3 protein-coding genes are annotated in these 14,992 nt (G+C 64.7%); all 3 read left to right on the top strand.

Annotation, left to right across the window (positions count from 1 at the left end; genetic code table 11):
• The first annotated feature begins 728 nt into the window (after positions 1-728).
• Positions 729-4,733, top strand: a complete 4,005-nt coding sequence (locus tag METAC_RS25230; RefSeq protein ID WP_084143622.1) for a non-ribosomal peptide synthetase — start codon at positions 729-731, stop codon at positions 4,731-4,733.
• Positions 4,730-13,753 carry a hybrid non-ribosomal peptide synthetase/type I polyketide synthase gene (locus METAC_RS23500; protein WP_084143620.1) on the top strand — a complete coding sequence of 3,008 codons (9,024 nt, stop codon included), beginning with the start codon at positions 4,730-4,732 and terminating at the stop codon, positions 13,751-13,753. The genes METAC_RS25230 and METAC_RS23500 overlap by 4 nt, the downstream gene beginning before the upstream one ends.
• Before the next feature lie 140 nt (positions 13,754-13,893).
• Positions 13,894-14,991 (top strand): RuBisCO large subunit C-terminal-like domain-containing protein, encoded by a 1,098-nt coding sequence (locus tag METAC_RS0112655; protein ID WP_026607318.1) that lies wholly within the window; start codon positions 13,894-13,896, stop codon positions 14,989-14,991.
• Position 14,992: the final 1 nt, after the last annotated feature.

Here is a 14,992-nt window from a genome sequence, read left to right as displayed (position 1 = left end):
AATAAATGGCGTCCCGCTAGTTATTCGATCAGGAGCGGCATAATTCGCATGTCGATCTAAAATATACTGCGATGATATAAACTATGCGATATAAATCTACGGCGGCGGGGCCGAGAGCGGCCTGGAAATTTGCATCGAGGGTGTTTGCAGCGATGTGCGAAATGTCGCCGACGAGACTTACGCAGGTGAGCTATATCGTCTATCGTCTATGGGCGCCTGTCTCAATTTTCAGCCGGAACGGCTCTGTTCGGTCGAGGAAACTAACGTGAAATTCGACGGCCCAGAGCTTCGCGTAAGTTCGCGCTCCGCCACTGAATCCCTTGCTCGGTCCGTTTACTGTTTCCGCGCGGCGGCGGACGGGCAGCTGCGCATTTTTGTCTCTTGCTTCGATGGCTATATCGCAGCTATAATTAGATTTTGATGTCATTCATATTTAAGCGCCGGATATATAAATATTGTGGAGAATGTTCGGTTGTACGGCAAATAATTTGCGAGATATCAGCTGTATTTCATGGCCTCTATTTTTTGGCGGAGTTCGCAAATTGATACGCAATGTGAGTTGCGCGACTTTGGCATGTATCGCATCGTCATTTCTCGGCTGCGCTGCAAATTCGGCTTGGAATTAGTCGACCAAGCGCGCGCGCGAACCTATATCATTCGGTCAGCCCTGACATTCTAAATAGCTTGGCGAGGGTTGGACCTCCGCTAAGCGATAAGGCGCCATCGGCATGTCGCACCGTTTAATGCAAGACGGGCTCGATTGGAAAATCGCGGCGTCCGACCGCGGGACGATCGTCGGCGCTTTTTTTGACGCCGTCGGGGCGGATCACGATCGAGCGCGGCGTCCCGCCATCATTTGCGGCCCCAGGCTCGTTTCCTATGCCGAACTCGATCTCCAATCCAATCGCCTGGCCCGCTATTTGACGGCGAAAGGCGTCGGCCGGGGGCGCCGCGTCGGAGTCTATCTCGATCGAACCGCAGAGTTCGTGCTGGCGATGCTCGCCGTGCTGAAGAGCGGAGGCGCTTTCGTCCCCCTCCTGCGCGCTTGGTCGCTAGATCGATTGGCGTTTGTCGCCGAGGAGGCGGAACTTGCAGCGGTGATCGCCGATTCGCGCCTTGTCCCCACGCAGCCCCAAGACCGCGCGTGGACGGCGCCGACGATTCTGCTCGACGCCGAAATTGAATCCATCGGCCGGGAGAGCGCGGCGGCGCTCGGTTGCGGCGCTTCGGCCGACGATCTTGCCTTTGTCGATTATGGCGACGAGTCCTACCGGCGTCCGGTCGGGGTCCTGGTTCCGCATCGCGCGGTCGCCCGTTTCGCCGCCCCTGAATTCTCACCTTTTGGCCCGAGCGACATCGTGCTCCATAAGGCCGCCTTCGGCTCGGTCGAGGCGTCGTTCGAAATCTGGGCGGCTTTGCTCAATGGCGCCGCGCTGGCCGTCGCGTCCGACGGCGGCTCGGTCGAGGATGCGATCGAACGCGCGGGCGCAAGCGCGGCGGTGATGAGCGCCTCGGCGTTCGAAGCGATGACGGATCGGGTTCGAGGCGGGCTCCGGTCGCTGCGCCAGCTCGTCATCCATGGCGCTCCCTCGCCGACGCATCTGCGCCGAGCTCTCGATTTACTTCCTGGCTGCCGTCTCGCGACCAGCTATGGCGCGACGGAACTCGGCGGCTTCGCCTGCCTTTATAACATCCCGCCCGATTTCGACGACAAGGCCGAGCTTCCGATTGGTCGGCCTGCCGCGCATGACGCGGCCCGGATCGTCGACGCCAAGCTTCAGCGACTCGCTCTAGGCGAGGCCGGCGAGTTCTGCGTCGGAGGCCAGGGCGTCGCGCTTGGCTATTTGAACCGGCCTGAATTGACGGCCGCCCGATTTGTTCCGGATAGCTTCGGCGGGCCATCGCGCGGCTGGCTTTATCGCACTGGAGATCTCGTTCGAGAGCGGACCGACGGCCAGCTCGAATTCGTCGGTCGCGCCGAGCGCGCGGCTGAGTTCGCGCGCGAGCGGATGGAGCGGTTTTGGAAGGAAAAGCTTGGAGCCTTACGCGAGCCGAGTCTGCTCGCCGCCGCCTCGGAGGGCGCGCTTCGCGATATTCGCGCGAATGAGCCGGGCCTCTCCGAGCGGGGCCGGCTCCGTATGCTGCTCGACGCGGCGGAGACGGATCGATTGCGGCGTTTCGCCCGTTGCGAAAGAGTTTCGTTGGAAACTGTCCTCTTGAGCGCTTGGGCATTGCTGCTGCAGCGCTCTTGCGGGCGTCGGACGATCGCCTTCGGGGTCCAGACGGCTCCCGCTACGCGATCGTCGGACGGATCGCGCCCGCTCGACGAGATCCCGCCGACGATTCTGAGCCCGAGGCCCGACCAGTCGGTCGGGGCCTGGCTTCGGTCCGTGCGGGACGAGTTGCTGATCGCGCAGGATTTTTCGGGCGCGCGCGCCGACGAGATCCGCCGTTGGGCGAGCGTCGAGGGAGATTTGTTCGATTCGATCGTCATCCTCGGCGAAGGTTTGATCGACCGGGGGGCGTTTGATCAGGGGGCCGCGGATCAAGCCGGGCTCGGGCAGTCTGGTTCGGCGGCGGCGCGCGCGACAAGCGGCCGATCGGTCGAGCCTTCCTGGACTCTGACGCTGCGGGCGACAGATGAGCTGGAACTTGACCATGCTTATTCGCTTGGTCAATTCGATGCGGGCCAGGCGGCGGCCATTCATGGACGCTACATTCGTCTCCTCGGCCAAATCACAGCTGATCCGACGCGGAGGCTCACGGCGGTGGATTTCTTGTCGGAGGATGAGCGAATCGAAATTCTCGAAAAATGGAGCCGGGGCGAAAGCGCGTCGGTCGAGCCGTGCAGCCTGCATCAGCTTTTCGAGGCGCAGGCCGCGCGCCGGCCCGACGCGCCGGCGGTTGTCTTCGGCGGCTCCACGCTGACGTACGGCGCCCTGAACGCCAAAGCCAATAAGCTTGCAAGGCGCCTGCGCCGCCTCGGCGTCGGCCCCGATGCGTTTGTCGGCCTCGCCGTCGAGCGCTCATTCGACATGGCGGTCGGCGTGCTCGGCGTATTCAAGGCCGGCGGGGCCTATGTTCCGCTCGATCCGAGCTATCCGAAGGAGCGGCTCGCCTATATGATCGAAAATGCCGGACTCAGCATCGTGCTGACGCAGGACCGGCTCGTCGCCGGGCTTCCGGCGACCACGGCGCGCCTATGGCGCATCGACGCCGATTGGGCCGAAGCCGAGGCGTTACCCGACGACGATCTCGAACCCGTCTCGACGCCGCAAAATCTCGCTTATTGCATATACACTTCGGGATCGACTGGCCGGCCGAAGGGCGCTGCGCTCGAGCATGCGGGCTTGGTCAATCTTCTGCAATGGCAGAAATCGGCGCTGCCCGGCTGCGCGCGGACCCTGCAATTCGCCTCCTTCTCTTTCGACGTCAGCTTCCAGGAGATGTTCAGCGCCTGGAACGAGGGCGGCGGGGTGATCGTGCCGAGCGAGGACGAGCGCCGGGATTTTCGCCGGCTTCTGGCGCTGCTGCGCCGGGAGGCTGTCGAGCGGATCTACATGCCGGCGGCGGTCTTGCAGCCGCTGGCGACGGTGAAGGCGGCCAGCGGCGCGCGACTGCCGGAGTTGCGTCAGATCATCACCGCGGGGGAGCAGCTTCGACTGACGCCGGATCTGTCGGCCTGGTTGCGCGCGGAGCCGCAATGCGCCTTGATCAATCAATATGGGCCCACCGAGGCGCATGTGGTCAGCAATTTCGTCGCGAGGGAAAGCGCCGACGTCTCGCTTCCGCCGATCGGCCGGCCGATCTGGAACACGCAGCTCTATATTCTCGACCCCGCGCTCAATCCGGTTCCGGCCGGCGTCGTCGGCGAGCTGTATATTGGCGGCGCCGGCTTGGCGCGGGGCTATGTCGGGCGGCCAGAGCTGACGGCGGAACGGTTCGTCGCGAGCGCGTTCGCGCGCGGCGCCGGCGAGCGTCTCTACCGCACCGGCGACATGGCGCGCTGGCGCGGCGACGGTCAGATCGAATATGTCGGGCGGGCGGACAATCAGGTGAAGATCCGCGGCTATCGAATCGAGCTCGGCGAGATCGAGGCGCAGCTTCTCTCCCATGCCGAAGTGAGCGAGGCGGCGGTCGTCACGAGGGAGGGAGTTTCGGGCAAGCAACTGATCGGCTATATTGTGGCGGCTTCGCCCGGACGGGTTGAGGCGCTGGATAGCCGAGCCCCGGAGGCGCCCTTGGTCGAACGGCTGAAGCAGCATCTTCGCGCCGCGCTGCCGGATTACATGACGCCGGCTCGGCTCATCGTCATCGAACGCATGCCGATGACGCTGAGCGGCAAGATCGACCGCAACGCGCTGCCGACGCCGGAAGCGGCGGCTCTCGCCGACAAGCCGCGGCTGGAGCTCGCCGCCAGCGAACTCGAAGAGAAGCTCGCCGCGATCTGGCGCAAGATCCTGAAGCTGCCCTATGTCGGGCTCGACGCCAATTTCTTCGACCTCGGCGGCGCGTCGCTAGATTTGATCGCCTTGCATGAAGAAATTCGTGCGCAATTCGACGAGGTCCCCATGACCGCCCTCTTCGAGCAGACCACGGTTCGGAGCCAGGCGGCTCTGCTTCGGACGCGCGACTCGGATAATTTGCCGATCGCAGACTTTCAAGATCGCAAGCAGCGGCAGAATGAAGCGCTGCGGCGCATCTGGCGCAAGCGGGCGCAGTCCGCGTCATGAAGCAGGATGCTTTCGCCCAATCGTCCCTTGCGTCCACGGGCGTCGCGATCGTTGGCATGGCCGGCAGGTTTCCCGGCGCCGCCGACGTCGAGGCGCTGTGGCGAAATCTGCGCGACGGCGTGGAATCCATCTCTCGTTTCACCGACGCCGAACTCGAGGACTCGTTCGACCGCTCGATCCGCGATGACCCGAATTTCGTCCGCGCCCGCGCGATCCTCGACGGCGTGGAGCTTTTCGACGCCGGCTTCTTCGGCATGCGCCCTCGTGAGGCGGCGCTCACCGATCCCCAACATCGTCTGTTCCTGGAATGCGCCTGGCAGGCTCTCGAGGATGCGGGCTATGACCCAGCCGCCTATTCCGGCGCCATCGGCGTCTTCGCCGGCGCGAGCATCAGCACCTATTTTCTGCGCCATGTGTGCCAGGATCACGCCGCGGCCGAGCTCTTCGCCAGCGAATACCAGATCGGCGGCTATCAGGAGCTGATCGGAAGCCTGCAGGACTTCCTCGCCACGCGGGTCTCCTACAAGCTCGATCTGCGCGGGCCGAGCGTCACGGTCCAATCGGCTTGCTCCACGGCCTTGGTCGCGGTGTCCCAAGCCTGCCAAAGCCTTCTCATGTATCAATCGGACATGGCGCTCGCCGGCGGCGTGTCCGTGTCCTTGCCGCAGCGACGCGGCTATCTCGCCCAAGACGGCGCCATGGGTTCGCCCCAAGGACGATGCCGCACCTTCGACGCGAAGGCGGACGGGACGGTGTTCGGCGGCGGCGCGGGAGCCGTGCTTCTGAAGCGACTGGAGGACGCTCTCGCCGACGGCGACCATATTTACGCGGTCATTCGCGGCTCGGCCGTCAATAATGACGGCGCCGCGAAGGCGGGCTTCACGGCGCCGAGCGCGAACGGCCAGGCCCAGGCGGTCGCTGCGGCCTTGGCCGACGCCGACGTCGATCCGCGCACCATCGGCTATGTCGAATGTCATGGCACCGCGACGCCGCTCGGCGATCCGATCGAAGTCGCCGGGCTCACGAAAGCTTTTCGCTCCGGCACGGACGATATCGGATTTTGCGCCCTCGGCTCGATCAAGCCGAATATCGGCCATCTCGACGCGGCCTCGGGCGTCGCCGGCCTGATCAAGACGGCGCTCGCCCTTCGCGAGGCGAAACTGCCGCCGACTCTCTTTTTCGAGACCCCGAATCCGCATATCGCCTTCGAGGGCGGCCCTTTCTACGTGAACAAGGAATGGCGCGACTGGCCGCGCGAGGCTTGGCCGCGCCGGGCCGGGGTCAGCTCCTTTGGGCTCGGCGGGACCAATGCGCATGTCGTGCTCGAGGAGGCGCCGGTCGCCGCGCCGGAGCCTTCGCTGCGCCCGAGCCAGACACTCGTCGTCTCGGCCCGCAGCGAAGCGGCGCTCGAGGCGGCGCGCAAGGGCCTGGCGCAACATCTCGAGACCCATCCGGAGCAGCCGCTGGCGGATGTGGCCTACACGCTGCAGGTTGGGCGACGAGCTTTCGCGCATCGCGCCGCCTGCGTCGGGCGGGATCGATCCGAATTGATCGCTTCACTTGCTTCCGGGCAGGGCCTGATTTCGGGTCGCGCGGGCGAGCGAGCGCCGGCCGTCGCCTTCATGTTTCCCGGCCAAGGCGCGCAATATCCCGGCATGGGGTCGGGTCTCTTTGAAACCGAGCCGGCGTTTCGCGCCGACATGCGGCGAAGCGCCGAGATCCTGCGGCCTTTGCTCGGGCGCGACCTTTGCGCTCTGCTTTACGGTGGGCCTGAGGAGCGTCTCGACGCGGAGACCCTGCTAGAGACGCAATTCGCCCAGCCGGCGCTTTTCGCCGTGGGGCATGCGCTTGCTGCGCTTTGGCGCAGCTGGGGCGTCGAACCCCGAATGATGATTGGGCATAGCGTCGGAGAATTCGTCGCGGCCTGTTTGGCCGGCGTCTTCTCGCAGGAGGACGCGCTCGCGCTGATCGCGGCGCGCGGCCGGCTGATGCAGGACACGCCGCCGGGCTCCATGCTCGCCGTGCGCTTGCCTGAAGCCGAACTCGCGCCCCTGCTCGGCGAGTCGCTCGCGCTCGCCGCCGTCAACGGCCCCTCGCTTTGCGTCGCCGCCGGTCCGCACGAGGCGGTCGCCGAGCTCGAGGCCGTTCTCGCCGGGCGGGACGTGATGTCCCGCCGCCTGCACACGTCGCACGCCTTCCACACGCCGATGATGGAAACGGCGGCCAAAGCCCTGGAGGAGCGCGTCGCCGGCGTCCGGCTCGGCGCGCCGCGGATCAGGTGCGTTTCGAGCGTGACCGGCGACTGGCTGACCGAGGCGCAGGCCGTTTCTCCCGCCTATTGGGCCGGGCATTGCCGCGAGCCGGTGCGGTTCGGCGATGGGCTTGCGACCCTTTTGCGGGACGGCGCGACCGAGGGCCAGGCGCCGGTCCTCGTCGAGGCCGGCCCAGGGATCGTTCTTTCCACTTTCGCGCGCCAAGCTGGCGCGGGTGGGGAGGCCGGCGCCGTACTCGCCTCGCTTCCGGACGCTTCACAGCCGGCCGACGATTGCGACGTGATGGCGCGCTCGGCGTCGCGGCTTTGGTGCGCCGGCGTCGCGATTGATTGGGCGAATGCGCATGCGGGCGAGCGGCGGCGAAGGGTTTCGCTGCCGACCTATCCGTTTGAACGTTCGCGGCATTGGATCGATGCGCCGCCCGCCTCGCGCAAAGACGCCAGCGCGCCGGCGCAGCCGGATCCGGTCGAGCCCGAGCCGAACTTCGAATCAACCTCTGTCGAGATTGTGTCCGTAATGCAAGCAGCGCCCGTCGCCCCGGTTCGATCCGACGCCGCACCGGCTGAAGACCTCCGCATTGCCGAGGCGCAAAGCCGCGTCGTCGCGCTCCTCGAGAAACTCTCCGGAGACTCGCTCGCGGGGATCGCCCCGGACGCCAATTTTCTTGAGATGGGCTTCGATTCGCTATTTCTGAGCCAAGCCGCGCAGCAATTGGCGCGCGAATTCAAGGTCAAGCTGACATTTCGCCAACTTCTCGGCGAATTGACGACGATTCCAGCTCTGGCTGCTTTTTTGGCGGAGACGCTCCCGCCCACGCCTGCGCCCGCCGTCGCGCAGCTTCCGGCGGTTTCTTCCGTCCCTGCTTCCACGGTTTCTGTCCCGGCGTCCTCGCTCTCTGCATTCGCTCCCGCGCCTCGGGCGGAGCGCGCGAGCGCCGCCGTCGGAACCGTCGAGCAGGTGATCCGCGAGCAGCTCGACGTCATGAGCCGGTTGATGGCGCAACAGCTCGAAGCGCTGCGCGGATCGGACGCCGCCGCGCTCGCCGCGCCGGTTCCTCACGCGCCAGTTTCCGGGACGCCTCGCGCAGCGCCTGTTCCCGCAGCGCCTGGGCCGGCGCGCCTAGAGCCGTCGAGCGCAGCTACGGTCTCGGGACAGGGCAAATCCCGTTTCGAAATGGTCGCGGAGGCCCGCAACGCCCCCGCCGCCGCGATGACCGAGGCTCAAAACCGGACTCTTGAGGCGCTGACCGAGCGCTTCAACGCGCGCACGCCGAAATCCAAGGTGATGGCGGCCCGGCATCGGCCGACTCTCGCCGATCCGCGCGCCGCCGCCGGCTTTCGGCAGGAATGGAAAGATCTCGTCTATCCGATCGTGGGCGAGCGCGCGTCCGGCTCCCGCCTTTGGGACGTTGACGGGAATGTCTACATCGACCTTGTGAACGGCTACGGACAAACCATGTTCGGCCATAGCCCGCCTTTTGTGATCGAGGCGGTCGAGGCGCAAATGCAAAAGGGCTTCCCGATCGGGCCGCAGGCCGAGTTGGCCGGCCGCGTCGCGGAGCTTTTCAGCGAATTCACCGGCGACGAGCGGGTCACGTTCTGCAACACCGGGTCGGAAGCCGTGATGGCGGCGATGCGGGTGGCGCGCACGGTCACCGGGCGCTCCCGCATCGTGACGTTCATTGGGGATTATCACGGCCAATTCGACGAAGTTCTGGTGAAGGGGAGCTTGCGGGACGGAGTCGCGCGGCCGCTCGCCGCCGCCGCCGGCATTCCGCAAGAATCCGTCGAGAACATGGTCGTGCTGCCTTATGGCGCGCCGGAATCGCTCGACTGGATTAGGTCGCATGCGGACGAGCTGGCGGCGGTCTTGGTCGAGCCCGTGCAGAGCCGTCATCCCGACTTGCAGCCGGCCGCTTTCGTCAGGGAAATCCGCGCGATCACCGAAGCGGCGGGCGCGGCGCTCATCATCGACGAGGTCATCACCGGCTTTCGGATGCACCCGGGCGGCATGCAGGCCCTTTTCGGCGTGCGCGCCGATCTTGCGACCTACGGCAAGATCATCGGCGGCGGGCTGCCGATCGGGGTCCTCGCCGGCAAGGCGCAGTTCATGGACGCGCTCGACGGCGGCATGTGGCGCTATGGCGACGAATCCTATCCCGAAGCCGGCGTGACCTTCTTTGCGGGAACATTCGTGCGCCATCCGCTTGTTCTGGCGGCGATGTGGGCGGTGCTGAACCATCTCAAGGAAAAAGGTCCGGCGCTGCAGGAGGGTCTGAACGCCAGAACGGCGGCCCTTGTGCGGCGGCTCAACGATCTGTTTCAGCGGCGCGGCGTCGACGTTCATATCGAGACTTGCGGCAGCTTGTTCTTCTTCAACCTGGCGACGGTCAGCCGGTTCTCAGGCCTGTTCTATCCGCACATGCTCGAGCGCGGGGTCTATATTCAGGATCATTATCCCTGCTTCCTCACGACCGCGCATAGCGACGCCGACATCGAGGCGATCGCGGAGGCCTTCGAAAGCAGCCTTATCGCGATGCAGAATGCGGGCTTCTTGCCGGGCGGTTCTCCGAGCGGGGGGCCAGGCGGCGGCGTCCTTCCTGCGCCCGTTCTGGATGAGTCGGCTCTCGAAGCGCCTTTGACCGAGGCCCAATCCGAGGTCTGGCTCGCAGCTCAGCTTTCCGATGAGGCGTCCTGCGCCTTTAACGAATCGGTGACCTTGCGCCTGCGCGGCGCGCTTGACCGCGTCGCCCTGGCGCGGGCCCTCAATCAAGTCGTCGCCCGCCACCAGGCCTTGCGCGCCACATTCGCGCCGACCGGCGAGGCGATTCGCATCGCGCCTTCGCTCGAGATCGCTGTCCGGGAATGCGATTTCGAGCTGAAGCCGGTCGAGGCGCGCGAGCGCGCCTGGCGGGAGTTGCTCGCGGCGGAGGCGGAAACGCCTTTCGATCTCGTCAACGGGCCGCTGATCCGGGCCGCGCTCGTGCGGTGGGGACCGCAGGAGCATGCCCTTGTCGTCACGGCGCATCACATCGTCTGCGACGGCTGGTCGACAAATGTCATCATCAGCGAGCTGGCGGCGCTTTACAATGCCGCGCGCAGTGGAGCGGCCGCAGACCTGCCTGCGCCGGTTGGCTTCGTTCGTTATGGGGCGGAGGAACGGGCGCAGCAGTCGGAAGCAGGCGGAACGGCGGTCGAATCCTTCTGGCTCAGGCAATTCTCCGCCCCGCCGCCGCCCCTTGATCTGCCGACAGACCGGCCGCGGCGGGCGTTGCAGACTTTTCGCGGCGCCACGCTCAGCCGGAGGCTCGACGGCGAGCGGACTCTGGCCTTTCGCAAGGCGGCGGCGCGTCAAGGCTGCACCCTGTTTGCGGCGCTGCTCGCCGGATATGAATTGCTTCTCGGCCGTCTTGCGGGGCAGGAGGAAGTTGTCGTCGGCATCCCGGCCGCTGGACAGGCGCTGGTGGAAGACGGCAATCTCATCGGCCATTGCGTGAGTTTTCTGCCTTTGCGCGGCCAGTGGAGCGGCGCGACGACCCTGGCGGATCATTTCTCGGCGACTCGCCGGCTCATGCTGGAGGCCTTTGAAAATCAGAGCTTCACCTTAGGGACGCTGGTGCGCAAGTTGGCGCTGCCGCGCGGGGCTGGCCATCGTCCTCTTGTCGAGGCCGCCTTCAATCTTGAACGTCTCGGCGACGGGATTCGCATGGAGGGCTTGAAGGTCGAGGTCGACCCGAACCCGAAGCATTTCGTCAATTTCGATATTTTTTTCAATTTGACGGAGCAGGAAAACGGGATCCGGCTCGATTGCGATTACAACACGGATCTGTTCGACGCCGAGACGATCGAGCGCTGGATCGGCTATTACGGCGTTCTCCTCGACTCCATCACCCGCGACATTCATGAAACGCAAGGCGCTTTGACGCTGTCGAAGCTGCAGCTCATGACAGAGTCCGAGCGCGCGGAACTCATCGCCGCCTCGCGCGGACCGTCCGTCGGGCCTCTCGACGCAAGGCCGATTCATGAGATTTTTGCGGCCGAGGCGGCGCGCGCGCCTGAGGCCGTCGCCGCGCTTTGCGACGATGCGCGCGTGACTTACGGCGAGCTTGATCGGCGGGCGAACCGACTTGCCCGCAGGCTTCAGGCGCTGGGCGTGCGGCCCGGCGATCGGGTCGGTCTTTTGTCTCAGCGTTCGATCGAGGCGATCACGGCGCTGCTCGCCATTTTGAAGGCAGGCGGCGCCTATGTTCCGCTGGATCCGAGCTATCCTACGGATCTTCTCGCCTTCATGCTGAAGGATTGCGCGCCGGCGCTCACTCTGGCGCAAGGCGATTTGGCCCATGCGCTCGATGGCGGCGAACTCGCCTTTGTCGATCTTGAAACGGCCCTGCAAGAGTCCGCCGACGAAACGGACGCCCCGCTCGACGTCGCACGCAGCAGCGACGATCTTGCTTATATCATGTACACCTCGGGCTCGACCGGTCGGCCCAAAGGCGTGATGGTTCCGCACCGGGGCGTCGTGCGGCTGACGCGTGGGCAAAATTACGCGAGCTTCGGGGCGGACGAAACCTTTCTGCACCTCGCGCCGTTGGCTTTCGACGCAACCACCTTCGAGATTTGGGGCGCCTTGCTCAATGGCGCGCGCCTGGCGATCGTGCCCGAGCCGCGCCCCTCGCTCGACGAGATTGGCGAAGCGATCGCGCGGCATGGCGCGACGACGGCTTGGTTCACCGCCGGCCTTTTTCATGAACTCGTCGACCATAATTTAGGGGCGCTTAGGCCGCTTCGCCAAATTCTGGCGGGCGGCGACGTGTTGTCGCCCGCGCATATCGAGAAGGCCCTGGCGGGCTTGCCGGGCGTTCAATTGATCAATGGCTATGGGCCGACCGAGAACACCACTTTCACCTGCTGCTATCGCATACCTGGCGAAGGGTTGGGCGGCGGCGCGGTTCCGATCGGAACGCCGATCGCGCATACGGACGTCTATATTCTCGGGCCGGAGTTGGAGCTCGCCCCGCCGGGGTCTGTTGGGCAAATCTGCGCCGGAGGAGATGGACTTGCGCTCGGCTATTTGAACCGAGACGAACTCACGCGAGAGAAATTCATTCCGAGCCCGCTCGGCGGCGGGGAGCGGCTTTATCTCACGGGCGACATGGCGCGGCGAAGGCGCGATGGCGCGCTTGAGTTTTTCGGCCGCAAGGACCGCCAGGTCAAGATCAACGGAAAGCGGGTCGAACTCGAGGAGATCGAAAACGTCCTGCGCGCAGATTCCCGTCTCGCCGACGCCGTCGTCGTTCGCGAGGATGGCGGGACGAGACGAATGGTCGCCTATCTGAAATTAGCCGACCAGGGCTTGAAGATCGATGCCGACGCCATCGCCAAGTCGGCGCTCGCCGCTTTACGGGTGAAGCTGCCCGAACACATGGTCCCTTCGCTGGCGGTGACGCTGGACGCTTTGCCTTTGACGCCGAATGGCAAGGTCGACCGAGATCGGCTGCCGCGGCCCGACGGGCGCGCCATTTCGCTCGGGCTGGCGACGTCTCCGGCCGCCTCGGAGATCGAGCTGAAGCTAGCCGAGATCTGGCGCGACGCGCTGGAGGTCGACGAGATCGATCGAAATTCGAATTTTTTCGAACTCGGCGGCCATTCGCTTCTCGCCGTCCGCATGGTCGCGCGGGTCGCCGCCGCATTTGGAGTCAAGCTGCGTATCGGCGCGCTTTTCGAAGCGCCGACGCTGGCTGAATTCGCTAAGCTCGTTTCGCGCTTCGAAAAGCGAGTCGCGCCGTCTAGCGTCGTTTCCATTCAGCCCGAGGGATCGAAAACCCCGATCATCGCGATTCACAATACGCTAATGTATTACAAGCTCGCGAAAATGCTCGGGGATCGGCCGTTTTTCGGCATCAAATTGTTCGACGAAGGCGAGGCGCGTTTGCCCTCTGGAGGCATGACGGAAGTCGCGGCAGAATATGTCCGTGTCATTCGCGCCGCGCAACCGCGGGGCCCTTATATCCTCATCGGGCTCTGCGTCGCCGGCGTCATCGCCTATGAGGCGGCGCGCCAGTTGAGAGAGCAAGGCGAATTGGTTCCCCTGGTCGTCATGGCCGACACGGTGCGGCCCGACTATGAGCGCAACCTTCCACTAGGTCGGAAACTTTTGCTTGGCGTCGCCGAGCATCTTCACGTTTTTCGGCATCGCGTCGGGCTCGTCGCGAGCGGGAGGGCGAGCCTCGCCAAAGTCCTCTCTTTCTATACGCTCGTGCGCAAGAGCCGAATTCTTGATCTTTTGGCGAAGTTCGGCGTGATCCATCCGTCCCAAATAGGGAACGACGATTGGGAGACCTGGCGTTTGTTAACTCTGCTCGACGCGGCGCAAAGCGGATTTCGGCCGGTGCCGTCGTCCGACGATATCGTCCTCTTGCGGAGCGATGAAATTCTCGATGACCTTCTCGACATTGATCTAGGCTGGAAGGATTTGGCGAAGGGGCGGCTTTGCTCTTACCGGATCTCCGGATGGCATGAAGAAATCTTCCAAAACGAGCAGGGCATCGCACAGATTGCAGCGGTTCTGCGACCCTTGCTCGAAGGAGTCGATGCGGGGCGTGGTCCGTCCGGCAGCGTCGCGCGCGCAAAGCCGGCTGGCCCGATCCAACCTTCGGATCCGAGCGCCCCGCGCGAAGCCTCGCCGGCGATCGCCAGGACCTTTTCGGCCAAGGACGACGCGATGCGTTCGGTCATCGCAAGCGTGTGAACCTGGGCTGCGGGCGGGGTTTGAATTTTGTCCGACAAGGCTCGATCTTCTGCCCCCCAAGAAATTGGCGCTAAATATTCGGCGTCTAGGCATCGGAAACGCCTTCGAATTTCGGAGACAGCGCGAACGGGGCTGGGCCAATGGGCGCGAGATTGAAAGTCTCCTATCGCGTTCGCGGCGACGCGAGTTCGATCGAAGCGCGCGCCGAGGCGATTGCCTTGGAACAGAGCGTGGAGACGCCTCTCACCGTCATTCGCGACCCGAAAATCCTGTCGGAGATCGTCGGAAGGGTCCTCGCAATCTCGGATCTCGGCGATGGATGGTTCGACGTCCTTATTGAACTCGCTGCGGCGACGGTTGGGGGCGACGCAGGCCAGCTCGTCAATATGCTTTTCGGCAATAGCTCGCTTCATGAGGACGTCCGGGTTCACGATGTCGTCCTCCCCGACGAATTGCTTGCGGCCTTCAAGGGTCCGAGCCTCGGCGTCGACGGGCTTCGCCTGCGGGCGAAGGCGGAAGGCCGCGCGCTTACGGCCTCGGCGCTCAAGCCGCAGGGGCTGTCGGCCGCCGAACTCGCAAAGCTCGCTCATGAGCTCGCGCTCGGGGGGCTTGATCTCGTCAAGGACGATCACGGGCTCGCTGACCAGGCCTATTGCCCCTTCGCGGATCGGGTGAAGGCCTGCGCTGCGGCAATCCGCGCGGCGGCGGCCGTCACCGGCAAGCATACGATTTACGCGCCGAGCCTTTCCGGCAGCCTCGCCGATATGGAGCGAGAGATCGGCATTGCTCGAGACGAAGGGCTCGCCGCCGTCCTCATCGCGCCCGTCGTCGCCGGATTTTCCAATTTCCAGGCGTTGCGCCGTGAAAATCCGGATTTCGCTTTTATCGCTCATCCGACCCTGAGCGGCGCGGCGATTTCCCCCGCGGTTTTCGCGAAGCTGTTTCGGCTCATTGGGGCCGACGCTTCGATTTTTCCCAATTATGGCGGCCGTTTCGGCTATTCGCCGGCGACCTGCACGGCGATCTCACGAGCGCTTCTCGACCCCGTCGCCGGTTTGGCGCCGAGCCTGCCGACGCCGGCCGGCGGTATGACGGTCCAACGCACGCCGGAAATGCTCGATTTTTTCGGCAGAGAGTCGATGCTGCTGATCGGCGGCGCGATCCTGGCGGCGGCGCACGGAGACATTGCGCGGGAAACCGAAGCTTTCGTCCAGGCCGTCGTCGAGCATAGATACTGAC

Source organism: Methylocapsa acidiphila B2, from assembly GCF_000427445.1.
Lineage (GTDB): Bacteria > Pseudomonadota > Alphaproteobacteria > Rhizobiales > Beijerinckiaceae > Methylocapsa > Methylocapsa acidiphila.
This window is presented reverse-complemented; position numbering and strand designations above follow the sequence as displayed.

What these genes read in the sequence shown, in the direction of transcription:
- METAC_RS25230 (WP_084143622.1), top strand. Translation starts at nt 729, where the DNA reads ATGTCGCACCGTTTAATGCAAGACGGGCTCGATTGGAAAATCGCGGCG.
- METAC_RS23500 (WP_084143620.1), top strand. Translation starts at nt 4,730, where the DNA reads ATGAAGCAGGATGCTTTCGCCCAATCGTCCCTTGCGTCCACGGGCGTC.
- METAC_RS0112655 (WP_026607318.1), top strand. Translation starts at nt 13,894, where the DNA reads ATGGGCGCGAGATTGAAAGTCTCCTATCGCGTTCGCGGCGACGCGAGT.